Source organism: Rothia sp. 88186D007BW (genome assembly GCF_053544215.1).
In genome coordinates this window covers 63,097-88,837 of the sequence record NZ_JBPPTR010000003.1, presented here as the reverse complement: position 1 = coordinate 88,837, position 25,741 = coordinate 63,097, and the positions used below count along the sequence as shown (strand labels likewise).

Below are 25,741 nucleotides of genomic sequence, written 5' to 3'. Positions count from 1 at the left end.
CATAGTATGAGGGGCTGTCGCTTTGTGGGGTCTTTGAATTTACCCATAATGTGGCAAGGCAACTGGCCCTTTGAGGTGGTTTTCACCTTTACTTTTAGGTCAGAAAAGCCTTTACGTCACAAAACGTCAAAGAGAAGATTTCCCTCCCCTTTATTTGGATAGAACATACGGATTATCAGGTAGGCCAACTACTAAAGACCCCCAGTGACCTGCGAAAATATCAGCCACTACCACATCAAAACATTTTTAGGTATGAAATATACCTATTTGTTTTAAGGGCCAAACTCAGCACAATAAGAGGTGAAAACGCGCTACCCAACAAACGAGCGCCACCCCATCACTTCACTAGGAGCACTCACTAATGACTGCACAGGTTGAAGCCCCCTCAACGGGAGTCTTTGTCAACGACCAATCCGCCGCCGCATGGGAAGGGTTCACCCCCGGCCCCTGGCAAGACAGCATTGACGTTCGAGGGTTCATCCTCGAAAACTTCACCCCCTATGAAGGTGATGCCTCCTTCCTGGCAGGGCCCACCGAAAAAACCCTCCGCGTCTGGGACACCCTCGAAAAGGACTACCTCTCCGTAGAACGCAAGCAGCGCGTCTACGACGTAGACACCCACACCCCCGCCGAAATTGACGCCTTCCCCGCCGGCTACATCTCAGAAGACGACAACGTCATCGTCGGCCTACAGACCGATGTGCCCCTCAAGCGCGCAATGATGCCCAACGGCGGCTGGCGCATGGTCGAAACCGCCATCCGCGAAGCCGGCAAAGAACCCGATGAAAACATCAAAAAGATTTTCACCGAATACCGCAAGACCCACAACGACGCCGTCTTTGACATCTACACCCCCCGCATCCGCGCAGCCCGCTCATCCCACATCATCACCGGCCTACCCGATGCCTACGGCCGCGGCCGCATCATCGGTGACTACCGCCGCGTTGCCCTCTACGGTGTCGATAACCTCATCGCCGACAAAGAGCGCGCCAAGCACGCAGTAGGCGACCAGGGCTTCTCCGAGCACTGGGCACGCTTCCGCGAAGAACACTCAGAACAAATCAAGGCCCTCAAACGCCTCAAGAAGATGGCAGCCCTCTACGGCTTCGACATCTCGGGCCCTGCCCGCAACGCCCAAGAAGCAGTCCAGTGGACCTACTTCGCATACCTAGCCTCCGTCAAGTCCCAGGACGGCGCGGCCATGTCCATCGGCCGTCTCTCCGGCTTCCTGGACATCTACTTCGAACGCGACCTAGCCGCTGGCCTCATCACCGAAACCGACGCCCAGGAAATGATCGACGCACTCGTCATCAAGCTCCGCATCGTCCGATTCCTGCGCACCATCGACTACGACCAAATCTTCTCAGGCGACCCCTACTGGGCAACCTGGTCAGACGGCGGTTTCACCGACGACGGCCGCACCCTAGTCACCAAAACCTCCTTCCGCCTGCTGCAAACCCTACGCAACCTAGGCCCCGCCCCCGAACCCAACATCACCATCTTCTGGGACGAAAACCTGCCCAGCGGCTACAAGGAATTCTGCTCCGCCATCTCCATTGAGACCTCCTCAATCCAGTACGAATCTGACCCCCAGATCCGTAACCAGTGGGGCGACGACGCCGCCATCGCCTGCTGCGTCTCCCCCATGAAAATCGGTAAGCAGATGCAGTTCTTCGGCGCCCGCGTCAACGCAGCAAAAGCCCTGCTCTACGCCCTCAACGGCGGCCGCGACGAAATGAGCGGCAAGCTCATCGTCGAAGGCTACGAGCCCATCAAGGGCGATGGCCCCCTTGACTTCGATGAGGTCTGGGTCAAGTACGAAGAAATGCTGGACTGGGTCATCGCCACCTACATCGAAGCCCTGAACATCATCCACTACAGCCACGACAAGTACGCCTACGAAGCCATCGAAATGGCCCTGCACGACTCAGACATCGTCCGCGCCATGGGCTGCGGCATCGCAGGTCTATCCATCGTCGCTGACTCACTAGCAGCCATCAAGTACGCCACCGTCACCCCCGTCCGTGACGAAACCGGCCTAATCGTTGACTACATCACTGAAGGCGACTTCCCCGCCTACGGCAACGACGACGACCGTGCCGACGACATCGCCGCCACCATCGTCCACACCGTCATGGAGAAAATCAAGGCCATCCCCCTCTACCGCGATGCCATCCCCACCCAGTCCGTCCTGACCATCACCTCCAACGTGGTCTACGGTAAGGCAACCGGTAACTTCCCCTCCGGCCACCGAGCAGGTACCCCCTTCTCCCCCGGCGCCAACCCCGAAAACGGTATGGACACCCACGGCATGGTTGCCTCCATGCTTTCGGTCGGTAAGCTGGACTACGAAGACGCCCTCGACGGCATCTCCCTAACCAACACCATCACCCCCACCGCCCTCGGCCGCACCAAGGACGAACAGGTCAAGAACCTGGTCGGCATCTTGGATGCAGGATTCATTCCTGAAGAGGACTAAAACTCAATAGATTCAGCAACACCGGTAGAGGGGTGCCCGCCAGCACCCTTAACGCCAGCCCCGAGCCAGCTGGCTGGCACCCCTCTACCGGGCTCGCAACCTCATTAACTCACCACTAAGGAGAACATCATGGCAGTTAAGTCATATGAAGAGCGCCTGGCTTCAATGAAGCAGAACCGCGCATCAAAGACCGCCCCCAAGGGCCTCTACCACGCAAACATCAACGTCCTCAACCGCGAAACCCTCGAGGACGCCATGGAAAACCCCGACAAGTACCCTAACCTGACCGTGCGCGTCTCAGGCTACGCCGTCAACTTCGTCCGCCTCACCCGCGAACAGCAGATGGACGTACTCTCACGCACCTTCCACCACGGGGCCTAGGGATTACCCATGTCTCAGGACGTCCTCGGTGATGTCACCGTAACCGCCGGCGAGCAAGAATTTGCTCCGCCGGCGGACCGGCATACAGGGGCCGGAACCTGGGGTCTCGGTGAGCTCACCGACCTAGAACGCTCAGCACAGCTCAAACTGATGCGGGAAGGTCAGCTTGGCTCCGTTCACTCCTGGGAGCTGGTTACCGCCGTTGATGGGCCTGGCACCCGCATGACCATCTTCATGAACGGTTGCCCCCTGCGTTGCCTCTACTGCCACAACCCCGACACCTTCAATATGAAAGACGGGCAGCCCGTCCTAGCGGCTGACCTCATCAAGAAGATTAAGCGCATGCGCAAGGTCTTCCGCGCTACCGGCGGCGGAATCACCATCTCAGGTGGCGAAGTGCTCATGCAACGGGCCTTCGCTGAGAACATTTTAATGAGCGCCAAATCCCTAGGAATTCACACCTGCATCGACACCTCAGGTTTTCTCGGTGCACACGCCTCTGATGAGTTCCTCGACAACGTTGACCTGGTGCTACTAGATGTGAAGTCCGGCTCTGAGGAGGTCTACCAGAAACTCACCGGCCGAGCCTTGCAACCTACCATCGACTTTGGCGACAGGCTCTCAGCTCTGGGGAAGAAAATCTGGGTCCGGTTCGTACTGGTTCCTGGCTACACTGACGCTCCTGAAAATATTGAGAAAGTGGCAGATATCGTCTGCCGCTGGCGCAAGGTCGTTGAGCGCGTTGAGGTGCTGCCCTTCCACCAGATGGGCACCGACAAGTGGGAGACACTAGGCTACGACTACCAGCTCAAGGACGTCCACCCACCCAGTAAAGAAGCCACCGAAGCAGCCCGCGACATCTTCCGCGCACGCGGCCTCACCGTCTTCTAAACTCTATCCATCAAACGATGACCCCCTTGTTTCTCTCTTCACCCCATGGATTATCTCCGGGTGAAGAGAGAAACAAGGGGGTCATCTCTATAGACATACCTCTGCTGGAGGAACCCTAGCCCTGCTCCAGAATCTGGTTGGCACGGGTGCGGGCCCAACGTTCAGCCTCCAGCACCGCTTCCAGAGTCAGAGAACCAGACTCGGCCAGGGCCGAAGAGCTAGCGTGCTCATCAAGAACCCGCCCCGTGGTCTCAATCATGTCGGTGAAACGAATCGCACCGGCATGGAAGGCAGCCACAGCCTCCTCATTCGCAGCGTTGAAAACCGCCGGGAAGGTACCGCCTCGCTGGCCTGCCCGCTTAATCATCTCCACCGCGGGGAAGGCCTTATTGTCCAGGGGCTCAAAGGTCCACTCGGTCGCCTGCGACCAGTCACAGGGCTCAGCAATCCCAGGGATACGGTGAGGCCAGGTCAAACCCAAGGCAATCGGTAGCAGCATGGTGGGCGGGGAGGCCTGAGCAATCGTTGAACCGTCCACAAACTGCACCATAGAATGAACCACCGACTGGCGGTGAACCGTCACATCAATACAATCCAAGTCAATACCAAAGAGGTGGTGGGCTTCCAAGACTTCCAAGGCCTTATTGACCATAGAAGCAGAGTTAGTAGTAACCACCAGGCCCATATCCCAAGTGGGGTGAGCCAGAGCCTGAGAAGGGGTGACCTCCCGTAGCTGCTCATAGGTCATACCCCTAAAGGGGCCACCAGAAGCAGTCAGCACCAGCCGGTCAATCTCCCGATCAGTACCCGCCGCCAGAGCCTGAGCCAGGGCTGAATGCTCCGAATCTACCGGAACCATAGGCTGATCCAAGGGTGAAGTATCAACAGCGGCCTTGACCAGCTCACCACCAGCAATCAGGGACTCCTTATTAGCCAGAGCCACCTGGGAACCAGCCTGCAAGGCTGCCAGGGTGGGTTCTAGGCCAATGGAGCCAGTAATACCGTTGAGCACCACATCCGCCCCGGCCTGCGCTGCGGAGGTGGCGGCGTCTTTGCCCCACTCAATCTCAGGGCTGTAGCCAGGTGCTAGCTTAGCCAGCAGCGAGTGCAAGGTGGCGGCGTCCTGCTCGGTGCCGCTGGTGGCAACCAGGTGCGGACGCAGGCGGGCTGCTTGCTCTGCTAGCAGGGGTAGGGAGCGGGCCCCGGCCGAAAGAGCTAGTACCTGCACGGGGGCTGATTCAGTGCCGGTAGGTGCCCCTGCCAGAGAGTTGAGGTGGTCAATGACCTGCACCCCCTGGGTGCCGATGGAGCCGGTGGAGCCAAGCAGGGTGACCGTCCGCCCGCCTTTCAAAAAGTCTGCTAGCTGGTCGGTGAGAGTATCGCGGGAGGCGCCAAAGCGCTGTGTTGAGCCGAATCGCATGCCTCCATTTTCTCACAGGCCTAGCGGTGTGACAGTAGGCGCCTCGCTAGGCACCTCACCATGCCCTGCCCAGGCCCTAAGAAGATGAGCCAGTTACGCTCAGCCTTTGGGGCTTTAAAATACCGGGTGCCCCAGAACCCAACATGGGCAAGAGTCGCGCAGGTAAGTGCAGCAAGAAGAGCTTTCTTCACAGGTATCTCCTAGAGGTTGGTTTGGGGTATCTACCCCACAATATCGAAGCTCTGCAGTTTCTTCTTGCTGGCTTTCCCGCCTGTAGTCTGCAAGCCCAACAGCTCAGCGTAGATACCGCCAGAGGCGGCCAGGGCGGCGGGGCTACCCACCTCATCAATACGCCCCTCTTTGAGGGTAACGATACGGTCCACCGTTGCGATAGTGGAGAGGCGGTGAGCAATGATCAGGGAGGTGCGGCCCTCCATCAGCTCGTCTAAGCCCTTCTGTACTGCCCTCTCAGCCTTAGTGTCTAAGGCGCTGGTGGCCTCATCGAGAATCAGGATGGGGGCGTCCTTGAGCATGGCCCGGGCGATAGCGATACGCTGTTTTTGCCCACCAGAGAGCTTGAGGCCGCGCTCGCCGATAAGGGAATCGTAGCCTTCTGCAAACTTTGAGATGAAGTCGTGGGCGTTGGCCTTGGTTGCTGCCTCGATAATCTGCTCTCGGGTTGCTCCGGGGCGGCCGTAGGCGATGTTTTCGGCGATGGTGCCTGAAAAAAGTGAGGCGTCTTGAAAGACCATGCCGATGAGTGAACGTACCTTAGCTAGGTCGCTACCGGCAATGTCCATTCCATCGACCAGCACTCGCCCCTCACGGGGGTCATAGAGACCTTCAAGTAGGGCCATGAGGGTAGATTTACCGCCACCGGATTCCCCCACGAAAGCAATGCGCTCACCGCGTTTGATGGATAGATCGATCCCGTGTAGTACGTCTTCTTCTCCCTCATAGCCGAAGGTTACTTTCTCAAAGCGGACGAGTTCTGCACCGGGTTCAGCATTCAAGGCGGAGGCAGGTTTCTGGGAAGCCGGACGCGCGCTAGTAGCCCCAGCGGTGATGGCCAGGGCGCGGGCGTCTGATTCTCGTTCCATGACCTCGAAGTAGTCTTTAGAGCCGGTCACTGCGCGCTGGGCTGTATCAACGATCCAGGATAGAGAATTGATGGGGGCAACGGCCATGGCCAGGAGCTGGATGAGGAGGACCATGTTACCGATGGTGAAATCCCCGGCTAGGGTGCGCAAGAAAATGAGGAGGTAGAGGGCGAAGAAAATTAGGTTAAGAAAAGAGAGACGGGCGACATCCATAAAGTGCCAGAATTTAGACTGTGAACGGGTCAGCCCGATAGTCTTTTCAAAATGTCCACCGAAGTCGGTGAGTTCGCGGCGTTCGCGGCCAAATGATTTCACCACGCGAATCTGCCCGATAACCTCAGCGAAACGGCCTGAGGCGATATCGATATTCTCGTTCTTTTCGCCTTCCCAAACCTGCCATTTTTCACTGGTTTTACTGGTCAGCCAGAAATAGACCGGGAAGATAATAATGAGAAGTAGCCCCAGGGGCCAGTAGTAGATGGAGCTGATGACAATCACCGAGACCGTGGTGAGTACCAGGGAGATGAAGGTGTTGCTCATGGTCTTCACGAAGTTGGTGACTTCGGTGATGGATCGGTTGAGCCGGGCAATGATGGTGCCGGTGAGCTCTGTATCGAAATATGACAGGGGTAGGGAGAGTAGCTTTTCGTAGTAGCGTACCGAGAGGATGGTGCGCATACGCTGGCTCATGACATCGCCGATGTAGCCACCAATGTTGGTGGTGAGGACGCTGACCAGTTGGGCTGCCAGGTAGGCCAGGGCCAACCAGGTGATAGTTGCTGCGGTGGTTGGTGCTGAGCCGTTGAGGTGGCCGACGACGGCATCTGCTGCCCCAGCGACGATAAAGGGTGCCAGTAGAGAGGTTGCGCTGGTGAGCACCGCGCAGATGATGATTCCGATGAAGTAGGGCCATAGTTCTCGGGTGGCTCTGACGATTCTGACGATACTTTTCATGCTTCTTTACCTTCTGGGGGCAGGGTGGTAGGTCTACTAGCGGTGGGGTGGGCATGCTAAAGGGCGGGTGCCCTAGAATTTTCTAGGACGCCCGCCCTGTAGTGCAGCTCTGTGCCATATGAGCTTGAGCAAGGCTTCTTAGTGAGCCTGTGCGGGGGCTATATTATGCGCGGCTGTTCTTGGTGACTGCACCGTAGATGCCCAGAACAATCAGTGAACCAATTACAGCGGTGAAGAGGGTACCAATGCTGAAGCCGTCCACACCATCGGAGAGGATGGGTAGGAAGGAGCCCAACCATCCACCGAGTAGTGCGCCAACGATACCGAGAATCATGGTGACGATAATGCCGCCACCCTGACGGCCAGGCATAATCAGCTTTGCCAGTGCGCCTGCGATCAGGCCAAGTACAATCCAACCAATCCAAGTCATGATGTTTCCTTCTTTCTGTGCTTGGTGTTCGGGGCTATATACCCTGAACAATCAGTACCCTTTGAGTATAGCTCAGAATTTTTCAAAATGCTAAGCAAACTGCATGTGTGTCGAATTTATACCTCTTAATTATTTTCAGGTTCTCCCTCATAAAACCCAAAAGTCACCTTAGAACACCGCAACACAGGTTGAGCAATCACAGAATATTACTCAAACCGAGTATCGCCTAGATACTCAATCGCCCTATCCAAAAAAGCATCCACCTGGGTCTCCTCATAACAGAGATCACCGGTAGCCGGGCTAAAAGCCGCCGCCCTAATATCAGCGGGGGTAAGGACGTCCGCCCCCCGAAAATGAGCCAAAAGGCGCTCGCAGAGGGCATCAACCTCTTTACTGAAGTACCCTTTCGTCAAACGCCTAGAAGGTCTGCGGAAGCGCTGACCGGCAGGCCGCCGCAGACGCCCCATCAGAAGCTCTCGCAGCTCCTCTACCGCCTGATTCCAGGTCTGCCGCCCATAACGCTGCACATACAACTGGTGCTCAAGCTCGCAGAAACGGTCCTCAACCTTATCGAGGGCAGCGTCCACATCGTCCGGCGCATAGCCACCCTTCTCAGACTTAAAAACTGCTGCACGTATCGTACAGGAGTTATGCACCCCCGCCCCCAGTTCTCCCCCGGTGAGCAGGAGCTCATAGTCGTCAGCTAGACGCGTGAAAAAAGAATCCACGCTAGCTATCGAGTACCCCTTCTCTTCGGGGCTAACCCGGCGAAACTCTCCGGAAGATTCAGCCTGATGTTTCATTGAGCCTCCAATATCTGACAGCGCCGGGCCCTAAAAGAGGGCTGTAAGCACCGAGAAAATCACGTAACCAATAGCGATAGCGAAAACAATAGAATCTAAACGATCCATCACACCACCGTGACCCGGCAGAACGTGCGACATATCTTTAATACCAATTTCACGTTTAACCATGGACTCCCCCAGGTCACCCGCAGTAGATGCAATCACCAAGAAGACAGCCACAATAAGGCCATACCACCAGGGGTCACCCATAAGAAGGGAACAAATGATACCCACGATAATGGAACCCACCATCGACCCGGCAAAGCCCTCCCAGGTTTTCTTCGGAGAGATTTTAGGGGCCATAGGGGTCTTACCCCATTTAACGCCAGCGATATAGCCCCAGGTGTCATTACCAATAGCCATGAGCAGAATCATGAGCACCTTACCGGGCCCTGAATCCTCCCGGTAGAGCAAGAGGGCCAACGAAATCATGAAAGGCACCCAGGACATCACAAAGATAGAGCCCATGATCGACATAATCATGCCATCACGCTGCCCCACAATACGCCAGCCAATCAGCACCAGAATCGAGGCCACCACAGTAAAAATCAGCCAGGTACCGCCCCCATAGTAGGCGGCAAAAGGCATAATCAGCGCAGTGGCAACAGCGGGAATAACAGGAATTCCCATACCGCGCTTATGGTTGAGCCCGTGGCAGACCTCCCAGGTGCCTACCGAGACAGCGGCCGCCGCCAGCAGCACCAGCACGAAGGGAACAAAAAATAAACCCACCGCCAACAACGCGCCCAGCACAAGGCCGACGGTGATGGCGGCGGGTAGGTTCCTGCCGGCTTTAGAGGCCTGGGGCGGCTGTTCTTGAGAATGAACAGTCATACAGATTTAGACCTCGAGCAGTTCAGCTTCCTTGGACTTCAGCAGCGCATCAACAGTGTCAATGTGCTTCTTGGTCAGAGCATCAAGCTCTTTTTCGCCGCGTGCCCCCTCGTCCTCACCGATTTCGCCGTCTTTGACGAGCTTATCGAGAGCAGTCTTGGCGTGACGGCGAGTGTTGCGCACAGCAACACGGCCTTCTTCGGCTTTCTGGCCGGCCATCTTGATGTATTCCTTACGACGCTCTTCTGTCATCTCAGGCATGACAACACGCACCACGTTACCGTCGTTGGCGGGGTTGGCCCCAAGATCTGAGTCGCGGATAGCCTTCTCAATGGCACCCAGGGCGCTCTTGTCGTAAGGGGTGATGAGCACGGTGCGAGCTTCAGGGGTCTGGAAGGAGGCCAGCTGCTGCAAGGGGGTGGGAGCACCATAGTAGTCTGCGGTGAGGTTTGCAAAGAGTGCGGGGTTGGCGCGGCCGGTGCGGATTGAAGCGAATTCATTCTTCAAGGCTTCGACAGACTTATCCATCTTTTCGCCGGCTTCGAGCAGGGTTTCTTCAACCATCTGTTGTTAGTCCTTATAAGGTTGTGCCCGTCAGTGGGGCGCTTTATCGGTAGTCTTTATCTAGTCTAGTGGTCTTGGTGCCCTTAGGCAGTAACCAGGGTACCAATCTCTTCACCTAAAATGGCCCGGGCCACATTTCCTTCACCCTGCATACCAAAGACGCGCATGGTCACATTGTTGTCCTTGCACAGGGAAAAAGCGGTCTGGTCCATCACGCGGATGTTGCGCTGAAGGGCTTCATCGTAGGTGAGCTTGTAGAGGCGCTCAGCGGTGGGGTCTTTTTTGGGGTCAGCAGTGTAGATACCGTCTACCCCGTTCTTGGCGACAAGAACTTCATCGGCGTGAATTTCCAGGGCACGCTGGGCAGAGACAGTATCAGTGGAGAAGTAGGGCAGGCCCGCACCAGCACCGAAGATGACCACACGGTCTTTTTGCATGTGGCGGATGGCGCGGCGGGGGATGTAGTTCTCTGCAACCTGCTGCATGGAGATAGCTGACTGCACGCGGGTGTCAATACCGGCCTGCTCCAGGAAGTCCTGCAGGGCCAGGGAGTTCATGACGGTACCAAGCATACCGATGTTATCGGCGCGAGAACGGTCCATGCCTGCTTCTGAGAGTTCAGCGCCACGGAAGAAGTTACCGCCGCCTACTACTACAGCAACCTCAACATGGCCGATGGTTGAGGCAATCTGCTCTGCGATGCCGCGCACAACCTCGGTGGAGATACCGACTTCGCCGCCGCCAAAGACCTCGCCGGAGAGCTTGAGTAGCACGCGGCGGCGACCGGTGGCGTCTCGTTGGATGGTTCGGGTTGACTCTGCCATGATGGCCCTCCTGAAAAGGTCAAAAATTTTTTGCGGCATCAGGTGCGCGCTTTGTCTCTAGCATACGGCAAAGGGGAACCCCTGTGCGGGGCTCCCCTGAGCTATGAGCTTTTTTGGTGCTCAATCACACCTGAAGAGTATTAGGCGCCGACGCGGAAACGCTCGAAAGCGGTTGCGGTTGCACCGTTCTCCTTCAGAATTGCTGCAACAGACTTGGATGAGTCCTTAGCGAAGTCCTGGTCAAGCAGGGTGTTTTCCTTGTAGAAAGCCTTGAGCTTACCTTCAACGATCTTGGGGATGATCTGCTCAGGCTTACCTTCGCCGCGTGCGGTTTCTTCAGCAACGCGCTTCTCAGCCTCAACGTCCTCAGCGGAGATGGAGTCTGAGTTGAGGTACTTGGGGCTCATTGCAGCGATGTGAACAGCAACATCGTGTGCAACTTCGTCGGTGTTGTCGCCAGCTACTGCAAGCAGAACGCCAACCTGTGCGGGCAGGTCCTTGGAGGTCTTGTGCAGGTAAACTGCAACGTTCTCGCCCTCAACGCGAGCTACGCGACGAACAACGATCTTTTCACCCAGCAGGGCACCTGCTTCGGTGGTGAGTTCTTCAACGGTCTTGCCCTCGTAGGAAGCTGCCTTGAGCTCATCCAGGTTGGAGGCGTTAGCAGCAACTGCTGCTTCCAGTACGTCGTTACCGAACTTGATGAAGGGCTCGGACTTAGCAACGAAGTCGGTTTCTGAGTTAACTTCAACCATGAAGCCAACACCGTTCTCAACGCGTGCAGCGACGAGACCTTCTGCGGTTGCACGGCCTTCGCGCTTGGTGACGCCCTTAAGGCCCTTCACGCGGATGATTTCCATTGCCTTCTGCTGGTCGCCGTTGGCCTCGTCGAGGGCCTTCTTGACGTCGAGCATGCCTGCGCCGGTCTTTTCGCGCAGTGCCTTGATGTCGGCTGCGGTGTAGTTCGCCATGGTGAACTCCTTATATTTTGAACAGATTAGGGAAATCTATCGCCCCACTATGACGGTGGGGTGTGTGAGAACGGCACCCACCGAATGTGGGCGGGTGCCGTAACTCTCTATTAAGCTTTACTTAGCTTCTTCAGCGGGTGCTTCTGCCTTGGCAGCTTCGTGCTGCTCCAGCAGTTCGCGTTCCCATTCAGCCATGGGCTCTTCAGAAGCGTTAGCTGACTTGCCGGTCTTCTTGTTTTCGCGTTCCAGCAGACCCTCAGCAACTGCATCCGCGATGACGCGGGTGAGCAGGTTGACGGAGCGGATTGCGTCGTCGTTACCGGGGATGGGGAAGGAAACTTCGTCGGGGTCGCAGTTGGTGTCGAGGATAGCAACTACGGGGATGCCCAGCTTCTGAGCTTCGTCGACAGCTAGGTGTTCCTTCTTGGTGTCAACAACCCAGATCAGTGAAGGTGCCTTGGTGAGGTTGCGGATACCACCGAGGGTCTTCTCGAGCTTCTCGTGCTCGCGGCGAAGAAGCAGCAGTTCCTTCTTGGTGAACTGTGAGCCTGCAACATCGTCAAAGTCGATCTGCTCGAGTTCCTTCATGCGCTCAATACGCTTGGAAACGGTGGCGAAGTTGGTGAGCATACCACCGAGCCAGCGGTGGTTAACGTAGGGCATGTTCACGCGGGTAGCCTGCTCAGCGATGGCTTCCTGAGCCTGCTTCTTGGTACCAACGAACAGAACGGTGCCGCCGTGAGCAACGGTTGCCTTAACAGCTTCGTAAGCCTGGTCGATGAAGGCCAGTGACTGCTGCAGGTCGATGATGTAGATGCCGTTGCGCTCGGTGAGGATGAAACGCTTCATCTTGGGGTTCCAGCGGCGGGTCTGGTGACCGAAGTGGACACCTGAATCGAGAAGCTGGCGCATAGTTACGACGGGCATGTCGTCTCCTTAGTGTGATGGGTGCCGGGCGGGCCCCTGATTCCAGGCTAGCCGCGCTCCGCGCATAGTAGTTATCGGTTTACATGTGGAGCGTCTTGGGCCAAGGCCCGCTCCCCTGGTAACGCTCAGACTTTTTCGTTGGAGTGACGAAGCAGTCTCAGACCTTCACCGGCTTATGCCGGACCGAAAGTTCCTTATCAACTAGAGGCTAGTTGCTTCACGTTACGCGATGTCAGATCCTAGATGAAGCGCGCGTAAACGGCTCCTCAAGGAGAGGTCTCTATGTAAAGGGATTCCCCTTGCCCCCAGCGCCACCTATTTTTAGGCAGGGTGCAGGGACAAACTGCAATCAACAACTATACCCCATCATTGGCTTTTAATCACCGAGTTTTTAGCTCTTGTGATGGCAGGTTTCCAGTGGTAAAGATAGGAGCAACCAATGGTTGGCGCCACCTAGGGTAAGGGGCGGGCACCGACCAGGAGGTTTCTTGCCATGTCTTTTCTTCCCCTCCCCGCTCAAGCAGTGACGAGAGTTCTAGGGGCTTGTTCTTGTGCCCTGCTACTCATAGGTGCAGCAGCTCCCCTAGCTTCAGCACAGCGGACGCACCCCTGGCAGGCCCCATTAGAAGGGCAGGTTGAGGTGATACGCGGCTTTGAAAAGCCCGCCGCACGCTGGTCAGCTGGGCACCGTGGAGTTGATCTTACACTCCAAGCAGGCGGGAACGTCCTGGCACCCTTTGAAGGGGAAATAGTTTTTGCTGGCACGGTGGTAGACCGCCAGGTACTCACCATCGAGCACCCAGATGGGAGGCTGTCCTCCTTTGAGCCGGTGAACAACCCCCTACCTCTTGGTAGCCAGGTGCAGGCCGGGGACGTCATCGCCCAGCTTGACCCAGAAATTCAGCACTGTGCCCCACGCTTTTGCCTGCACTGGGGTGTAAGAGAACCCGCCCCCGGGTCTAAGACAGCAGACAGGGGGCTCGACTATACGAACCCCCTGCTTCTTCTCGGGCTAGATGGCCCTAGTGTGCTCCTACCAATTGGTGATGACTTCGCCGCCTAGCGTACTCGTTTCACCCCACCAGCCTCAGTCCACCGCAACTCAACACCACTAGAAAACTTCAAAGTCACACTACCATCAGCCTGCGCAGTCTCATCAGTTGTGGGGAACCCCAAGGTGCTTGTATAGCCGTTATTGACCCAATACCAATAAAGCGCACCATTAGCAGCAACCTTACGAGTACCCGTAGCCGGCGACCAAACCAACCTAGTCTCCCACCCATTCTGCGCCCGGAATACCTGCTGCGCTCCCCCAGGAATAGCCTCTTCGTCAGTAAGCGGGAAGCCCAGAGTGGTAGCATGCCCTAAATCTACCCAGCGGCTAAAAATAGCACCCTTTCCGTTCATCGTCCGTGTTCCGGTAGTAGGTGACCAGTAGAAACGAGTCTCCTTCCCGTTGAGGCGGAAAGTCTTACGCGCCCCATAAGCGTAAGCGGTCTCGTCCTCACTGGGAAAACCATAAGTACCAGTACCACCCTCACGGGTAAAACGTCCACCGATACCACCGGCCTCCCACACCACATGGGTACGGTGATGCTCAGGAGTCCAATAGAAAGCAGATCGGCGACCATCAGCCAGCGCAAACTTCTGCATGGCTCCGCCGGCAATAGCAGTCTCAGCCATTACCGGGTACCCATACCTATTCTCATAACCACCAGCCCGGTATCGAGCACCAATACCCCCAGAAAAATACACAGGATAAGCCCCAGTACGCGCGGTCCAATAGATGGTGAAATTACGAGAGAAGTTCTGCCCTACTCCCCCATCACGGAGAAGAAACTCACCGCTGGTAGGAACCCCAAAAGCACCAGCTGCCCCATGAGTATAGTAATAGCCGCCAATAGCACCAATCAGAGGAAACCCTCGAGTATCGGCAACCGTTGAGACAGCTCGAGGCGCATTCACCAGGCGGTAACCGTTCACGCTCGTACCAGTATTTTTGAGAATAGAGCGAATCTGCTCAACGGTGAGATTAGGGTTGCGCTCCTTCATCAAGGCAATAATGCCAGTGACGTGAGGGGCCGCCATGGAGGTACCATTCAGAGGCCCATAGCCTGGCCCCACCTGGGTATAGGCGCCAGTATTGACCGTAGACCAGATATCGGACCCAGCCGCCCCACCAGGGGCCACCACATCAAGCATGGGCCCCCAGTTAGAGTAACCGGTCATCCTATTCCCGCTGGCAGTTGCGCCCACCACGATAGCGCCCAGGCAGTTAGCCGGTGAGGTTCCAGCAGCATTAGCACCAAAGTTACCGGCTGCCGCAACGACCGGAACGTTCCGGGCATGAGCTGCATTGATAGCGTCCTGAAGCACCTGAGGGCAGGTCGGTGAATAGAACCCCTCAGAATAGTTCACTACTGCCGCAGGGGTCGGGTTTGCCGGTGCCCCAGGCACGGGCACACCCGCGCTCCAAGCAACACCAGCAGCCTGATCAGAAGTATAGGCTCGCCCGTTCACACCCATAATGCGAGCATGTTGAATACGGGCGTTAGGCGCAACCCCAGCAACGCCCACACCGTTATCGGTAGAAGCAGCAGCGATACCAGCTACATGGGTGCCATGCCACATAGAACGCGGCACCTGTGGGCCCCAGTCCCCCTCATCATTGGGGTTAGAGTCCCAACCGTTACCGTCCCTACTCTGGTCAGCCGACACAAAATCGTAGCCTGGCAAGGTCTTAGCCGCCAGCTCAGGGTGCCAGGTCTGCCCGGTATCTGCCACACCGATCACCACGCCCTCACCCGTAGCGTACTTCCAGGCCCCAGGGGCATCAATAGCTCTCATATTCCACTGGTAACCAGCGAAATAGGGGTCATTAGGTGGGTTTCGGGGAGTAGCTGCCTGCCCAGCGCTAATGATGAGATCAGGCTCAGCGTATTCAACCTCAGGTTGCTCTTCTAGAAGCTCAACAATCTGCGCCTGCTCACTGGGGGTCATCATCTCTTGAACATCTACCACTTGAGCCTGTTCAACTGTCTCATGGGAGATTTCAGCGACCTCTACAGCAGGGGTGGCCTCTGCAATATCATCAAGAATCTCAGCCTGCTCTTGCTCCACCACCCCCTCCTTGAACTTCACAATCAGACGGTCCGTATCAGGTTCTACCCGCGGCTGGTAGCGGGTGGTCATCTCACCGGCGGTACCAGCGTCCGGCCCTCCTGCTACCTGCCCCTGATAAGCAGCATCACCGAGGGCACCCTGCGGGGGTGCCGCCTGACCGGCAGTAGGTAGGGCAGTGACCAAAAAGCCCGTTGCAAGAACCAAAGAACAGGTGCCTGCAACGGACTGAAAAAACGGTGAACGAGACATGCTTACTCCCTCAAAAAATGTGTGTCCTTACACAGCATACGGTACGAGGGAGCTACAGAAGATCACACCTAGAAACGAGCGTAAGCTACCGGGGTAACCTCACCAGTCTCAGCGGACCACACCAAAAGGGTCTCAACGCCGTTAGCTGCCCGGAAGAGCTGCTGGGCGCCACCGGTGATGGCGTACTCGTTAGCGACAGGCTCACCAAAAACCTGGGCACCACCGTGGGTGTAGAAGTAAGCCCCAATACCGCCAATAAGCTGCGGCTCAACCTTATCAAGGGCCTCTTCAAGGATGACGGGGAAATCATAGTTGTGGTGCTCGATGCCAGGGATCACGGTGAAATCTACGTTCTTGAAACCGGCAGCAGAGTAGATGCTGTGACCGTTTTCTGCTGCGCCGTAAGCTGACCAGGCAACAGGCCAGGTTGCGCCCACGCCGTCCTCAGAACCGATGTACCACTGGAGGGAGAAGTCTTGGGCAGTCTCTGAGGGCAGGGTCTGCAGTCCGTTGCTGTTACCGCCGCCGACCATGACCGAACCGCCACCAGTGCGCCAGGAATCCTGGCTGTCAGCCAGTAACTCAAAACCGGTGATTTCTGCGCCACCAGAGTGGCCGATAGTCCATACGTTGGAAGAATCTAGGCCTGCTTCAGCAATGAAGGAACTAGCGAAAGAACGGAACCAGTCGCCGTTGGCGTCCATGGACTGCCACCAGGTAATACCGTTGCCGGTGGCGTCCTTATCAGGGGAGATGACGGGCACAAAAACCATGTTGCGCTCATTAGCGACCTTAGCCATGCCCAGCAGCTGAGAATTGTCGGGTGAGTGCACCTTTGACTGGTTAGTCTGCCAGTAGTCTCCATCGAGGTAGAAGACAACGCCCACAGGCTGGTTCCAGTCAATGTTCTCAGCATAGACGTGGTAATTGGAGTGCACGCCAGCTTCTGAGGTGTAGCTGGCGAACTGGGCGGGGCTAACTGCCGCCTGGGCACCGGCAGAACCGGCAAAGGCCAGAGAGCCTGCCAGCAGACCTGCTGCCAGGACGCGCGCAGTAATGCGCTTGAGGGAGAAAGACATAGTTTCCTCTGAGTTAGGTGGGGGACAAATGAGAGAAAGTAATAACTTTCCTCAACAAATGTAGCATCTCGCAAGGACAAACACGGGAACTGCATGAGAATACAGGGTGAATGAAGTGTGTCGTTAAAGCCTGGGGCAAGGCTTTCTGTAAGCCCCCACACATACGGGAAGAAAAGTATTCCAAGAAAAAGGCCCCCCACCTGTTTCCCAGGTGAGGGGCTTATTTTGTAGGGCCTGCGGGGCTTGAACCCGCGACCAAGGGATTATGAGTCCCCTGCTCTAACCAGCTGAGCTAAGGCCCCACAGCACCAGGCTCTAACGAGCGTGACACTGCCTCTAAGAATACCGAAAAAGGCAGATGAAACCAAACCACAGGTGGCTCTAGCGCCCCGCCAGAAACCGTTCATAAGGCTCATTTGAGCGGTAGAGAGACTCAAAAGTTTCCCAGGTTTTCTCAGCAGCATGGCGGGCCACCATCTGGCGGGAGCACTCCCCCATGGCCTGACGCTCCGCCTCAGGCAGGCTCAGAATATCAGCCAGACGCCCCGCCAGCTCAGCGGTATCACCGGGCGTAAAAAGGTAACCATTCTTCCCCGAATCAACCAGATGAGGCAAGGCCAGCGCATCCGCCAGAACCACAGGTTTTGATGCGCTCATAGCTTCTAAGGTCACCAGCGACTGCAGCTCGGCAGTGCCAGGCTGACAGAAAACATCAGCGCGCAGGTAGCCTGCGCGAAGCTCCTCATCAGAGACATACCCTAAGAAACGTACCCGATCAGCCACACCACAGTCAGCGGCCTTAGCCTGCAGCTCGGCTAAGATTTCGCCAGTACCGGCCACCTCAAGCACGGTTTTCTGCAAGAGGTCAGCAGGCAGACGTGAGAAGCCCTCGATGAGCACATCAATATTCTTTTCAACCGCTAGTCGCCCGGCAAAGAAAATCGTTAGCTCACCGGCAGGCTTATCGATGCTCTCCCCCGGGGCAAGCTCATAGTCAGAGCTTTGAATACCGTTAGAAACTGGCATGACGGGGCGAGAGAACTTACCGCCGCTTTCCATGGCGTCCGCACCAATCTGGGTGGGGGTAGTCACCACGGCTGCCTGGCCTAGCACCCGGCGCATATCACCCCAGGATATTTTCTCTAGCACAGAGTTGACCCGGTCATTGAAGGGTAAGAAGGGGGTGATGTTCTGGGGCATGACGTGGTTGGTGGCAACTACTCTCACACCGCGTTTAGCGCCGATACGGGCCAGTACGCGCCCAATCAGGTAGTGGCACTGAATATGAATCACATCGGGCTGAATTTCTTGCACCAGGCGGTCTGCCTCAGCATAAATCTCCCAGGGGAAGTTCAAGCGCATATAGGGGTGGGTAATGACCCGGTGCGAGCGCATGCGGTGCTCCACGATGCCGTCGACTGTGTGGCAGCTGGTGATACCTTTTTCTTGTTTGGGTGCCATGACGTGTACGGTGTGGCCGCGTGCGGTCATTGCGTGGGCAAGACGGGATGAGAATTGGGCGGCCCCGTTGATGTCGGGTGGGTAGGTGTCGGCGCCAATGAGGATGGTCAGGGGCGTGTCAGCCATGCGGGGCCTTTCGGGGTCTCTTCGTTCCTTGTCACACTGACCTTACCGGGTTTTTGGTACTGGCGCACAGCCCGGTGGTCGGTTGAGTGCGGGAAAACACCAAGCCCGCCCCGGCGGTAGATGCTGGGGCGGGCTTAGGGCAAGGACGCTTGTGCCGCCTTTTCTGAGGCGAGACAAGGGTTTTACTTGCGGCGGCTAATGAGTTTACCCAGGAAGAGGAAGAAGGCTCCCAGGGAGGTTGCCAGGGTTGCGAAGGACTTCCAGTGGACCTGGAGGGTCTCGGGGTTGGAGGCGTTTACGGCCAGTTTGCGGCTGCTTTTAGCTGCGTTTGCTGGGGCGTTCTTAGCGGAGGCCTTGGCGTTGTTGACCAGGTTCTGGGTGCCAACCTGTACGTTGCGTGAGTAGGTTTCGATGTCATCGCGCAGGGTCTTGAGGTGCTCGCGGCGCTGCTTGGTGCGCTGGATGAGCTGTTCCTTGCTGGGGTTGAGGGTGGCGTGAGTCTGCTGATCGCTACCGCCCTGGGCGTTTTCAGAGGCCTGCTTTTCAGCCTTCTTGGCTTCAGCGCGTTCTTCTTGCTCGCGCTTGACGCGCTTGGCGGTCATGGCGGAGCCTTCCTTGAGCACGCCCAGGTCGTAGAGCAGGCCGAAGATAGCTGATTCAGGCTTGAGAGGCATCTGGGCCTTAATCATCTTGAAGGCTATGAAACCGGCGATAGCGGCGAGGAGGAGGAAGAGCACGACGAGCACGAGGGCAGCGGCCCAGTTGGGCATGAGGGCGGCTAAGCCGACGTAGGCCAGGATGATGAGGGCGATTGTCATGAAGAGTGCAAAGATGAGGGCGATGGCGGCAACAGCGGCGCCTTTGCCCAGGGCGATGCCCTTTTCTTTGACTTCGATTTTGGCAATCTGGATTTCGTCTTTGAGCTGCTTAGGGGTTAGGTTGGTGAGCACCTTACCGGCGTCAACCACGTGTTGTGCGCTAGCTTTGAGGTTGTTATAGCCAGCGCGTAGACCCCGGGCCCGGACGGAGCCGTTTAGATCGTTGGGAGTGGTCATGTGCCACCTCTCTTAGTGTCAATAAGCGTACTTGCATCTTACATTTTCTAAATAGTAAGTTTACCGTCTTTTAGGTGCTTGTGGCGACTAGGCAGCGGAATATAGCGTGTTTATGCAAGGTGTAAGTAGTTAAAGCAAAAGACCTAGCCGAAGCTAGGTCTTTTCTCTGGTGGCTCCCCCGACTGGACTCGAACCAGTAACCCTTCGATTAACAGTCGAATGCTCTGCCAATTGAGCTACGGGGGAATGTTGTTTGCGATGTTTTCATCGCCGCAACGAGTAATAACTTTACACGGGGTTCCCGTACCGCGCAAACCGAGAGCAGGTTAGCTCAGTCACAGTCTAGTCTTGGCCTTGCATCTTACTACGACGGCGCAACTCAAGAGCAAGCAGCTGCTGCTGTATCTCCCGGTAAGCCTCAGCATCATTCTGGGGCGAAAGGCGCTGTAGCTGCATCAGCAAATCTGACTTTTGGCGGGTAATTTCCTGCTCAAAGAGACGATTGAGAATATCCCGCGAATAACGCATCAACTGCTCATCGGTACGAGCCGGGATAGGGGCCACAGTAAGTTCCGCCAGAAGAGTATGCACAGGCTCAGGGGCATAGGCACGCACTGTATTAACCCAGGTAGCCCCAGCCGCAGGAGCCATCATCGAAGCCGCCCCAATAATGCCCTGAGCAACCCCACCATGGGCCCGGTAACGGTAATGCACGGTAGCCAACTCCTGCCACTGCTCCACAGAAAGGTACTGAGGGTACTGCAAGACAACTTCAAGAGCCTCCCGCTCAGTACGGGCTACAGGGTCGCGCATATCAGGGAGCTCATAGGGGTCCTCCACCGGTGCCGGGGCTTCTTCTGCAGCAGCTCGGGCAGCACGCTCAGCTTCTGCGGCTTCAGCTCGCTGACTGGCGGACGCCTGCGGGTAAGCTGCCGCCGCGCTCACCGCTCGTTGAACTTCAGCAGCGTCCAAACCCAACTGCCCAGATACCTGCCGCACATAGGCCGGGCGCAGGGCAGCGTCCTTAATACCAGCAATAATGGGGGCAATAGCGCGCATACCGCGCACCCGCCCCTCCAAGGTACTCAAATCGTAGTTGGCAAGCGTGGCATCAATAGCAAACTCAAAGAGCGGACGCCGGGAGGCAATCAAAGAACGCACCGCAGCGTCCCCGCGGGTAAGGCGCAAATCGCAAGGATCCATACCGTCTTTAGCCACAGCAACAAAGGTCTGAGCAACAAACCGCTGATCCTCTGAAAAAGCAGCCAGGGCAGCCTTTTGCCCCGCAGCATCCCCATCAAAAGTGAAAATCACTTCGCCGCCAGTGCCATCATCAGAAATCAGACGACGCACAATTTTGATGTGATCAGTACCAAATGCGGTGCCGCAGGTAGCCACAGCAGTATCAATACCGGCAAGCTGGGCAGCCATAACATCGGTATAGCCCTCCACCACCACAATCTGCTTCTTCTTAGCAATAGGGCGCTTAGCCAAATCAAGGCCATAGAGCACCTGCGACTTCTTATAGAGAGCAGTCTCAGGGGTATTAAGGTACTTGGGGCCCTGATCATCATCGAAAATACGGCGGGCGCCAAAACCAATAGTCTCACCAGTAATATTGCGGATAGGCCAGATAATACGCCCACGGAAACGGTCATAGAGGCCCCGCTGCCCCTCAGAAAACATACCCGTTTCACGCAACTCGTCGGTGGTGAAGCCCTTATTCATCAAATATTTAAGCAGGTTATCCCACCCCTTAGGGGCAAAACCAACCCCAAATTTTTGGGTCGCTACAGGGTCAAACCCGCGGGCACCCAAAAACTTCTGGGCCTCCACAGCAGCAGGAGTATAAAGGTTCTTCTGGAAGAACTCCGCCGCAACCTTATGGGCATCCAGTAGCCGCTGGCGGCGTCCTACCTCTTCCCGGCTCATACCGCTACCCTGCTCATAGTGCAGCTCATAGCCAATGCGGGCAGCTAACTTCTCCACCGTTTCAGTGAAAGAAGTATGATCCATTTCCATGAGGAAACTAATCACGTCCCCCGACTCACCGCAACCAAAGCAGTGATAGGTGCCCATCTGCGGGCGCACATGGAAACTCGGAGTGCGCTCATCATGAAAAGGGCACAGGCCCTTGAAAGAGCCAATACCTGCAGATTTGAGGGTCACATACCCTTCAATGATTTCGCGAATGTCGGTGCGAGAGCGCACCTCGTCAATGTCTTCTCGTTTGATTAAGCCTGCCACAGGTTCAATTTTAGTCTGCCCCGTCAAACTACGTCATCAAACCGCGTCGTCATCCAGCGGCCCCCGACGGGTGCGCCCTAACCCGAAAGACTCCGGCGAAAGCGCTATAAGCAAGGTGACGATAAAAGAACCCACACCAACCACCCAAAGGCCCGTCACAGCACCCGCCAGCAGCCCAACAAGCACACTAGCTAGAGCAGCCACAAAAATCTCTCTCAAAGATTTCTTATATCTCATACTGATTTTCCTTTTCTATCAACACCTACCAGAGGGGCTTATCGCCCACCGCCCAGTGAGTCCCAGTAATCCGCTTAAACAAAGCAAGCGCAGAACGATCGGTCAAACAGGCAACCTGATCAATGACCAGGCGCAGGCGGGCAGTATCATCATGACGGCCCAGCTCCTGCAAATCAGCGGTAAAGACCGGGTCAAGGTAATCAGGGTTCTCATAGAGAGCATGAACCAAGAACTCCAAAATCTCCTGCTGATTACCATCTGTAGCCTGAGCCGCCGCGTCCCGCGGTGCCATCACAAAAGCAGTAGCAATACCCTTCAGCACAGCAATCTCATGCTCCGTCTCTTCTGGCACAACCAACTGGGCCTGGTAACGGGTCAGCGGCTCATCCCCATACACCTCACGGGTAGCCACCATAGCACGAGCAGCAAAACGCCCAATCAAAGTAGAGGTAAGCGCCTTAAAAGATGCCATAGACGAGCGGGTCCCCGTCATATTAGGCAACCAACGGTCAAGGCCCTCCAAACGGGTCAGAGCCAGGTCAAGGGTGGCGTCCTCAACCCCCGGCAGATACCAGAGCCGGGTCTTCTCAAAAACCTGCTGGCGGGCGTCCGCATTTTTTAGATCATCAAGTTGCAAGTGCCCACCAAAGACAGCGTCCTCAACATCATGCACCGAGTACGAAATATCATCAGCCAAATCCATAACCTGCGCCTCGATACACTTTTGGGTCGGTGCAGCCCCAGCCTCAACAGCCCCAGCACGGAACCAGTCAAAGACAGGCATATCATCGGCATAGACACCGAACTTGCGGTTGGGTTTACCGTCAGCGCGGGCAGGGGCCTTCTCACGGGCCCAAGGGTACTTGCAGGTTGCGTCCAGGGACGCCCGGGTCAGGTTCAACCCAGCCGGGCCCCCATCATGCCTAATCACCTTAGGTTCTAGGCGGGTGAGCAGGCGCAGAGTCTGGGCGTTGCCCTCAAACCCGCCAGCATCAGCCGCCAGCCGGTCGAGGGCAGTTTCACCATTGTGCCCAAAGGGCGGGTGGCCCAGGTCGTGGGACAGGCAGGCTGTATCAACGACGTCCGGGTCACAGCCCAACATGCGCCCCAGCTCACGACCAACCTGGGCGACCTCAAGGGAATGAGTCAGGCGCGTGCGCACAAAATCATCGGTATCAGGGTCAACCACCTGGGTTTTAGCGCCCAACCGGCGCAGGGCGGCCGAGTGCAACACACGAGCGCGATCGCGCTCAAAAGGTGAACGGTAAACAGACTTGTGATGTTCAGGCACCCACCGTTCGGCGTCCGCCTCGGTATAGCCGGGGCTTGGCGCGGGCTCATTGGGTGAGTTTTCAATCAGTTGTTGTGCACTTGGGGTGGTCTTCATGGTTTAAGTCTAGTAGCCCCTATCCAGCTGACAACGGCACATCAAAATCTGCCGACTCCAGCTTTCTAGAACAAGTCGAGCCTAATCACAGCATTCCTAGCCAACAACACCCCCACAATAGCCGCAGCCCAGAGGATGGTTACTTTGGCTTCGTATTCTAAACGCGGCATTATTTTGAAGATTTTTTCAAAGGCACGGTCACCCCACATGCGCGCACAACAACCGATGAGAGCCGCCGGTGCCACCATCACCAGGCAATAGAGAGCCAGCACCACCAGCTGCGCTCCGAAAGATACTTCTAACGATTGAACAATGCCAATAGCAGCCAGGTAGGGCAGCATGGTTGCCGTCTCTAAAACAGCCGACCCAACAGCCAGGCTCATAACCCCTAACAAACCGGTTCCCCTCCGAGCCGTAAGGTTAATCTGGCTGGCGCGAGCCTCCATGATCTCATCTGCTGTTTTCTTCACGGGGTTCGGTGAGAAAACTCCAAAGATAAACAGAGCTACACCCAGTACCAGCGTTATCCAGCTGAACCACACGGTGGTTGCTACCTGACTGAAGGCTTCTATCACCCATCGCATCCCAAAGAAAAGAGCGACATCAATCAGAAGATAAGAGACGGATATTGTGGCCAGGTAGGTGCCGTATGGAAGTACCCGCACCCGCCCCCATTTGAGAAGCAGGACTATAGGAATCACCAGGGTCCCCAGGCTGAGGCTATCAATTAACGCCAGCCCGAAGAGTGGAAAGTAATTGGCCATAACCCGCTCCTTCATACGATCGTATAAGACATTATCATACGAACGCATGAGAAAATAAGGTTAAGGCCTCTTCGTTGATAAAGTGCATATATGTCTGATATATCTGCTCAAGAAACCTCCATAAGTGATGCGGCAATCCGCGTGATTGTCACACAAGGTTTTGATGTAGTGAGTGTGCGAAAAGTAGCCCAAGAAGCAGGCCTTACCCACGGCACCGTCCAGTACTACATGGGCACAAAAAATCAGTTGCTCGAAAAAGCACTCCTGCGCTCTACAGCACGGCAACACGAACGGGTACAGAATCTACAATTGCCCGCTGACCCCTTGGAAAGACTGACGACTGCCCTACTCGAGCTTCTACCGATTGGAGAGGTACAACGAGAGGACGCCACGCTTTGGATTATTATGGGCGCAGCAGCTTCAACTCGCAGCGGGCTAGCCAAGTTGTATCAGCAGGAGCTAGCAACTTTCCAGGATCGTCTAATACAGGGACTGACCGCCTGGCAATCTACCGGAGAGCTGGGAATCGCCACTGAAGATCTTGCTCGCACTGCCCGGCTTCTAACAGCCTTTATCAATGGCCTGACCCTAGATTATCTGAACGCACCAAGCCAACCAGGGCTAGTCGATGAGATTAAAGCTGATGTCAGAAGCGGCTTGAGGAAAATCCTGAGCTAGAGGTACGAACGTCCTATCCCCCCCAAAAAAAAAGAGCGCATATTATTTACTACCTGCTGCCCTTTAAACATATCTCCCCGCAGCGAGATGCTACGGGGAGATGAGTTTTTACCCTTCAGGGGCGGTCGCCAAGTAGTACGGGCTTACCGGTGTGCTACTTTTTAGACTGCCGGGCACCGTCATCACAATGGAAATAATGGCGAGGACCAAGAAGACAAAGTGATATGTACTGGGTTTAGTTCCCACCCCTAAAATTGGAAACCAACAACCCAAAGAAACTTTACCCATGCCCCCAAGATACCCCAAGAACTCAAAACCAGAGCCCTACGCCTACCCTCTGACCGACGAAAAACCACCCAAACGAACCCCTCTACACCTCCTGCAAAGAAATCGCTGAACTACGCAGAGCCAACGAAATCCTGAAAGCCGCTTCAGCTTTTTTCGCAACCGAGCTCGACCGTCCGGCCCGCTGATGATCCGCTTCATAGACACGCACAAGGATCTCTTCGGGGTCGAACCTATTTGCCGGGTACTAGCAACCACTTTCATCGGTGGGTTTATCACCTCCCGTGGTTACCGGGCTGCTAAGGCCCGTGTGCCAGTTGCCAGAACACTAAGCGACCAGTTGCTCATCCCGGAACTGGTCAAAATACACCAGGAGAACTACGGTGTCTACGGGGTGCGCAAACTGTGGCGGGGTGTCCCTCGCCTACCT

At 56.1% G+C, this 25,741-nt stretch carries 21 protein-coding genes and 2 tRNA genes; 5 read left to right on the top strand and 18 right to left on the bottom strand.

Going from position 1 to position 25,741, the window contains the following annotated elements:
• Positions 1–361 precede the first annotated feature (361 nt).
• The 3 genes from ACEE09_RS02525 to pflA all read left to right on the top strand — a co-directional run bounded on the left by ACEE09_RS02525 (position 362) and on the right by pflA (position 3,751).
• Positions 362–2,479: a pyruvate formate lyase family protein gene (locus ACEE09_RS02525; RefSeq protein WP_449081784.1), complete on the top strand. Its 2,118-nt coding sequence runs from the start codon at positions 362–364 to the stop codon at positions 2,477–2,479.
• 129 nt (positions 2,480–2,608) lie between these two features.
• Positions 2,609–2,860, top strand: coding sequence for an autonomous glycyl radical cofactor GrcA2 (grcA2, locus tag ACEE09_RS02520; protein ID WP_449081783.1), 252 nt, complete (start codon positions 2,609–2,611; stop codon positions 2,858–2,860).
• Between the two features lie 9 nt (positions 2,861–2,869).
• Positions 2,870–3,751, top strand: coding sequence for a pyruvate formate-lyase-activating protein (pflA, locus tag ACEE09_RS02515; RefSeq protein WP_449081781.1), 882 nt, complete (start codon positions 2,870–2,872; stop codon positions 3,749–3,751).
• Positions 3,752–3,866: 115 nt separating this feature from the next.
• On the opposite strand, the gene dxr is transcribed toward pflA, so the two are convergent.
• The 9 genes from dxr to rpsB form a co-directional block, all read right to left on the bottom strand.
• Entirely contained in the window at positions 3,867–5,171 is a 1,305-nt protein-coding gene (gene dxr, locus ACEE09_RS02510; RefSeq protein WP_449081779.1) for a 1-deoxy-D-xylulose-5-phosphate reductoisomerase, read from the bottom strand.
• 221 nt (positions 5,172–5,392) lie between these two features.
• Positions 5,393–7,225: an ABC transporter ATP-binding protein gene (locus ACEE09_RS02505; protein WP_449081777.1), complete on the bottom strand. Its 1,833-nt coding sequence runs from the start codon at positions 7,223–7,225 to the stop codon at positions 5,393–5,395.
• Positions 7,226–7,388: 163 nt separating this feature from the next.
• A complete protein-coding gene (locus tag ACEE09_RS02500) occupies positions 7,389–7,655 on the bottom strand; it encodes a GlsB/YeaQ/YmgE family stress response membrane protein (protein WP_449081775.1) in 267 nt (88 codons plus the stop codon).
• 206 nt (positions 7,656–7,861) lie between these two features.
• Positions 7,862–8,383 carry a DivIVA domain-containing protein gene (locus tag ACEE09_RS02495; RefSeq protein WP_449081774.1) on the bottom strand — a complete coding sequence of 174 codons (522 nt, stop codon included), beginning with the start codon at positions 8,381–8,383 and terminating at the stop codon, positions 7,862–7,864.
• A gap of 105 nt (positions 8,384–8,488) precedes the next feature.
• Entirely contained in the window at positions 8,489–9,334 is an 846-nt protein-coding gene (locus ACEE09_RS02490) for a phosphatidate cytidylyltransferase (protein ID WP_449081772.1), read from the bottom strand.
• 6 nt (positions 9,335–9,340) lie between these two features.
• A complete protein-coding gene (gene frr, locus ACEE09_RS02485) occupies positions 9,341–9,898 on the bottom strand; it encodes a ribosome recycling factor (RefSeq protein ID WP_449081770.1) in 558 nt (185 codons plus the stop codon).
• Between the two features lie 83 nt (positions 9,899–9,981).
• Positions 9,982–10,722: a UMP kinase gene (gene pyrH, locus ACEE09_RS02480; protein WP_449081768.1), complete on the bottom strand. Its 741-nt coding sequence runs from the start codon at positions 10,720–10,722 to the stop codon at positions 9,982–9,984.
• 140 nt (positions 10,723–10,862) lie between these two features.
• On the bottom strand, positions 10,863–11,693 hold the full coding sequence (gene tsf / locus ACEE09_RS02475) for a translation elongation factor Ts (protein WP_449081767.1): 831 nt from the start codon (positions 11,691–11,693) through the stop codon (positions 10,863–10,865).
• A gap of 117 nt (positions 11,694–11,810) precedes the next feature.
• The gene (rpsB, locus tag ACEE09_RS02470; RefSeq protein WP_449081765.1) at positions 11,811–12,620 is read right to left on the bottom strand and encodes a 30S ribosomal protein S2; all 810 of its coding nucleotides are present in this window, start codon (positions 12,618–12,620) and stop codon (positions 11,811–11,813) included.
• Between the two features lie 493 nt (positions 12,621–13,113).
• Between rpsB and ACEE09_RS02465 the strand changes: the two genes are divergently transcribed.
• On the top strand, positions 13,114–13,683 hold the full coding sequence (locus ACEE09_RS02465) for a M23 family metallopeptidase (RefSeq protein ID WP_449081763.1): 570 nt from the start codon (positions 13,114–13,116) through the stop codon (positions 13,681–13,683).
• Here the strand turns inward: ACEE09_RS02465 and ACEE09_RS02460 are convergent.
• The 9 genes from ACEE09_RS02460 to ACEE09_RS02420 all read right to left on the bottom strand — a co-directional run bounded on the left by ACEE09_RS02460 (position 13,680) and on the right by ACEE09_RS02420 (position 24,348).
• On the bottom strand, positions 13,680–15,992 hold the full coding sequence (locus ACEE09_RS02460; RefSeq protein ID WP_449081761.1) for a S8 family serine peptidase: 2,313 nt from the start codon (positions 15,990–15,992) through the stop codon (positions 13,680–13,682). The two genes, ACEE09_RS02465 and ACEE09_RS02460, sit on opposite strands and share 4 nt — an antisense overlap.
• A gap of 68 nt (positions 15,993–16,060) precedes the next feature.
• Positions 16,061–17,071 (bottom strand): hypothetical protein, encoded by a 1,011-nt coding sequence (locus ACEE09_RS02455; RefSeq protein WP_449081759.1) that lies wholly within the window; start codon positions 17,069–17,071, stop codon positions 16,061–16,063.
• A 228-nt stretch (positions 17,072–17,299) separates the two neighbouring features.
• Positions 17,300–17,373 (bottom strand) — tRNA-Ile (locus ACEE09_RS02450).
• A gap of 79 nt (positions 17,374–17,452) precedes the next feature.
• Positions 17,453–18,658: a glycosyltransferase gene (locus ACEE09_RS02445; protein ID WP_449081758.1), complete on the bottom strand. Its 1,206-nt coding sequence runs from the start codon at positions 18,656–18,658 to the stop codon at positions 17,453–17,455.
• A gap of 182 nt (positions 18,659–18,840) precedes the next feature.
• Positions 18,841–19,713 (bottom strand): phage holin family protein, encoded by an 873-nt coding sequence (locus tag ACEE09_RS02440; RefSeq protein ID WP_449081756.1) that lies wholly within the window; start codon positions 19,711–19,713, stop codon positions 18,841–18,843.
• Between the two features lie 170 nt (positions 19,714–19,883).
• Positions 19,884–19,959: transfer RNA gene (locus ACEE09_RS02435), tRNA-Asn, on the bottom strand.
• A 96-nt stretch (positions 19,960–20,055) separates the two neighbouring features.
• Positions 20,056–21,960, bottom strand: a complete 1,905-nt coding sequence (dnaG, locus tag ACEE09_RS02430; protein ID WP_449081754.1) for a DNA primase — start codon at positions 21,958–21,960, stop codon at positions 20,056–20,058.
• Between the two features lie 262 nt (positions 21,961–22,222).
• Positions 22,223–23,584 carry a deoxyguanosinetriphosphate triphosphohydrolase gene (locus ACEE09_RS02425; RefSeq protein ID WP_449081752.1) on the bottom strand — a complete coding sequence of 454 codons (1,362 nt, stop codon included), beginning with the start codon at positions 23,582–23,584 and terminating at the stop codon, positions 22,223–22,225.
• 65 nt (positions 23,585–23,649) lie between these two features.
• Positions 23,650–24,348 (bottom strand): GAP family protein, encoded by a 699-nt coding sequence (locus ACEE09_RS02420; protein WP_449081750.1) that lies wholly within the window; start codon positions 24,346–24,348, stop codon positions 23,650–23,652.
• A gap of 90 nt (positions 24,349–24,438) precedes the next feature.
• On the opposite strand from ACEE09_RS02420, the gene ACEE09_RS02415 reads away from it, so the two are divergent.
• Positions 24,439–25,026, top strand: a complete 588-nt coding sequence (locus ACEE09_RS02415) for a TetR/AcrR family transcriptional regulator (protein ID WP_449081749.1) — start codon at positions 24,439–24,441, stop codon at positions 25,024–25,026.
• Positions 25,027–25,741: the final 715 nt, after the last annotated feature.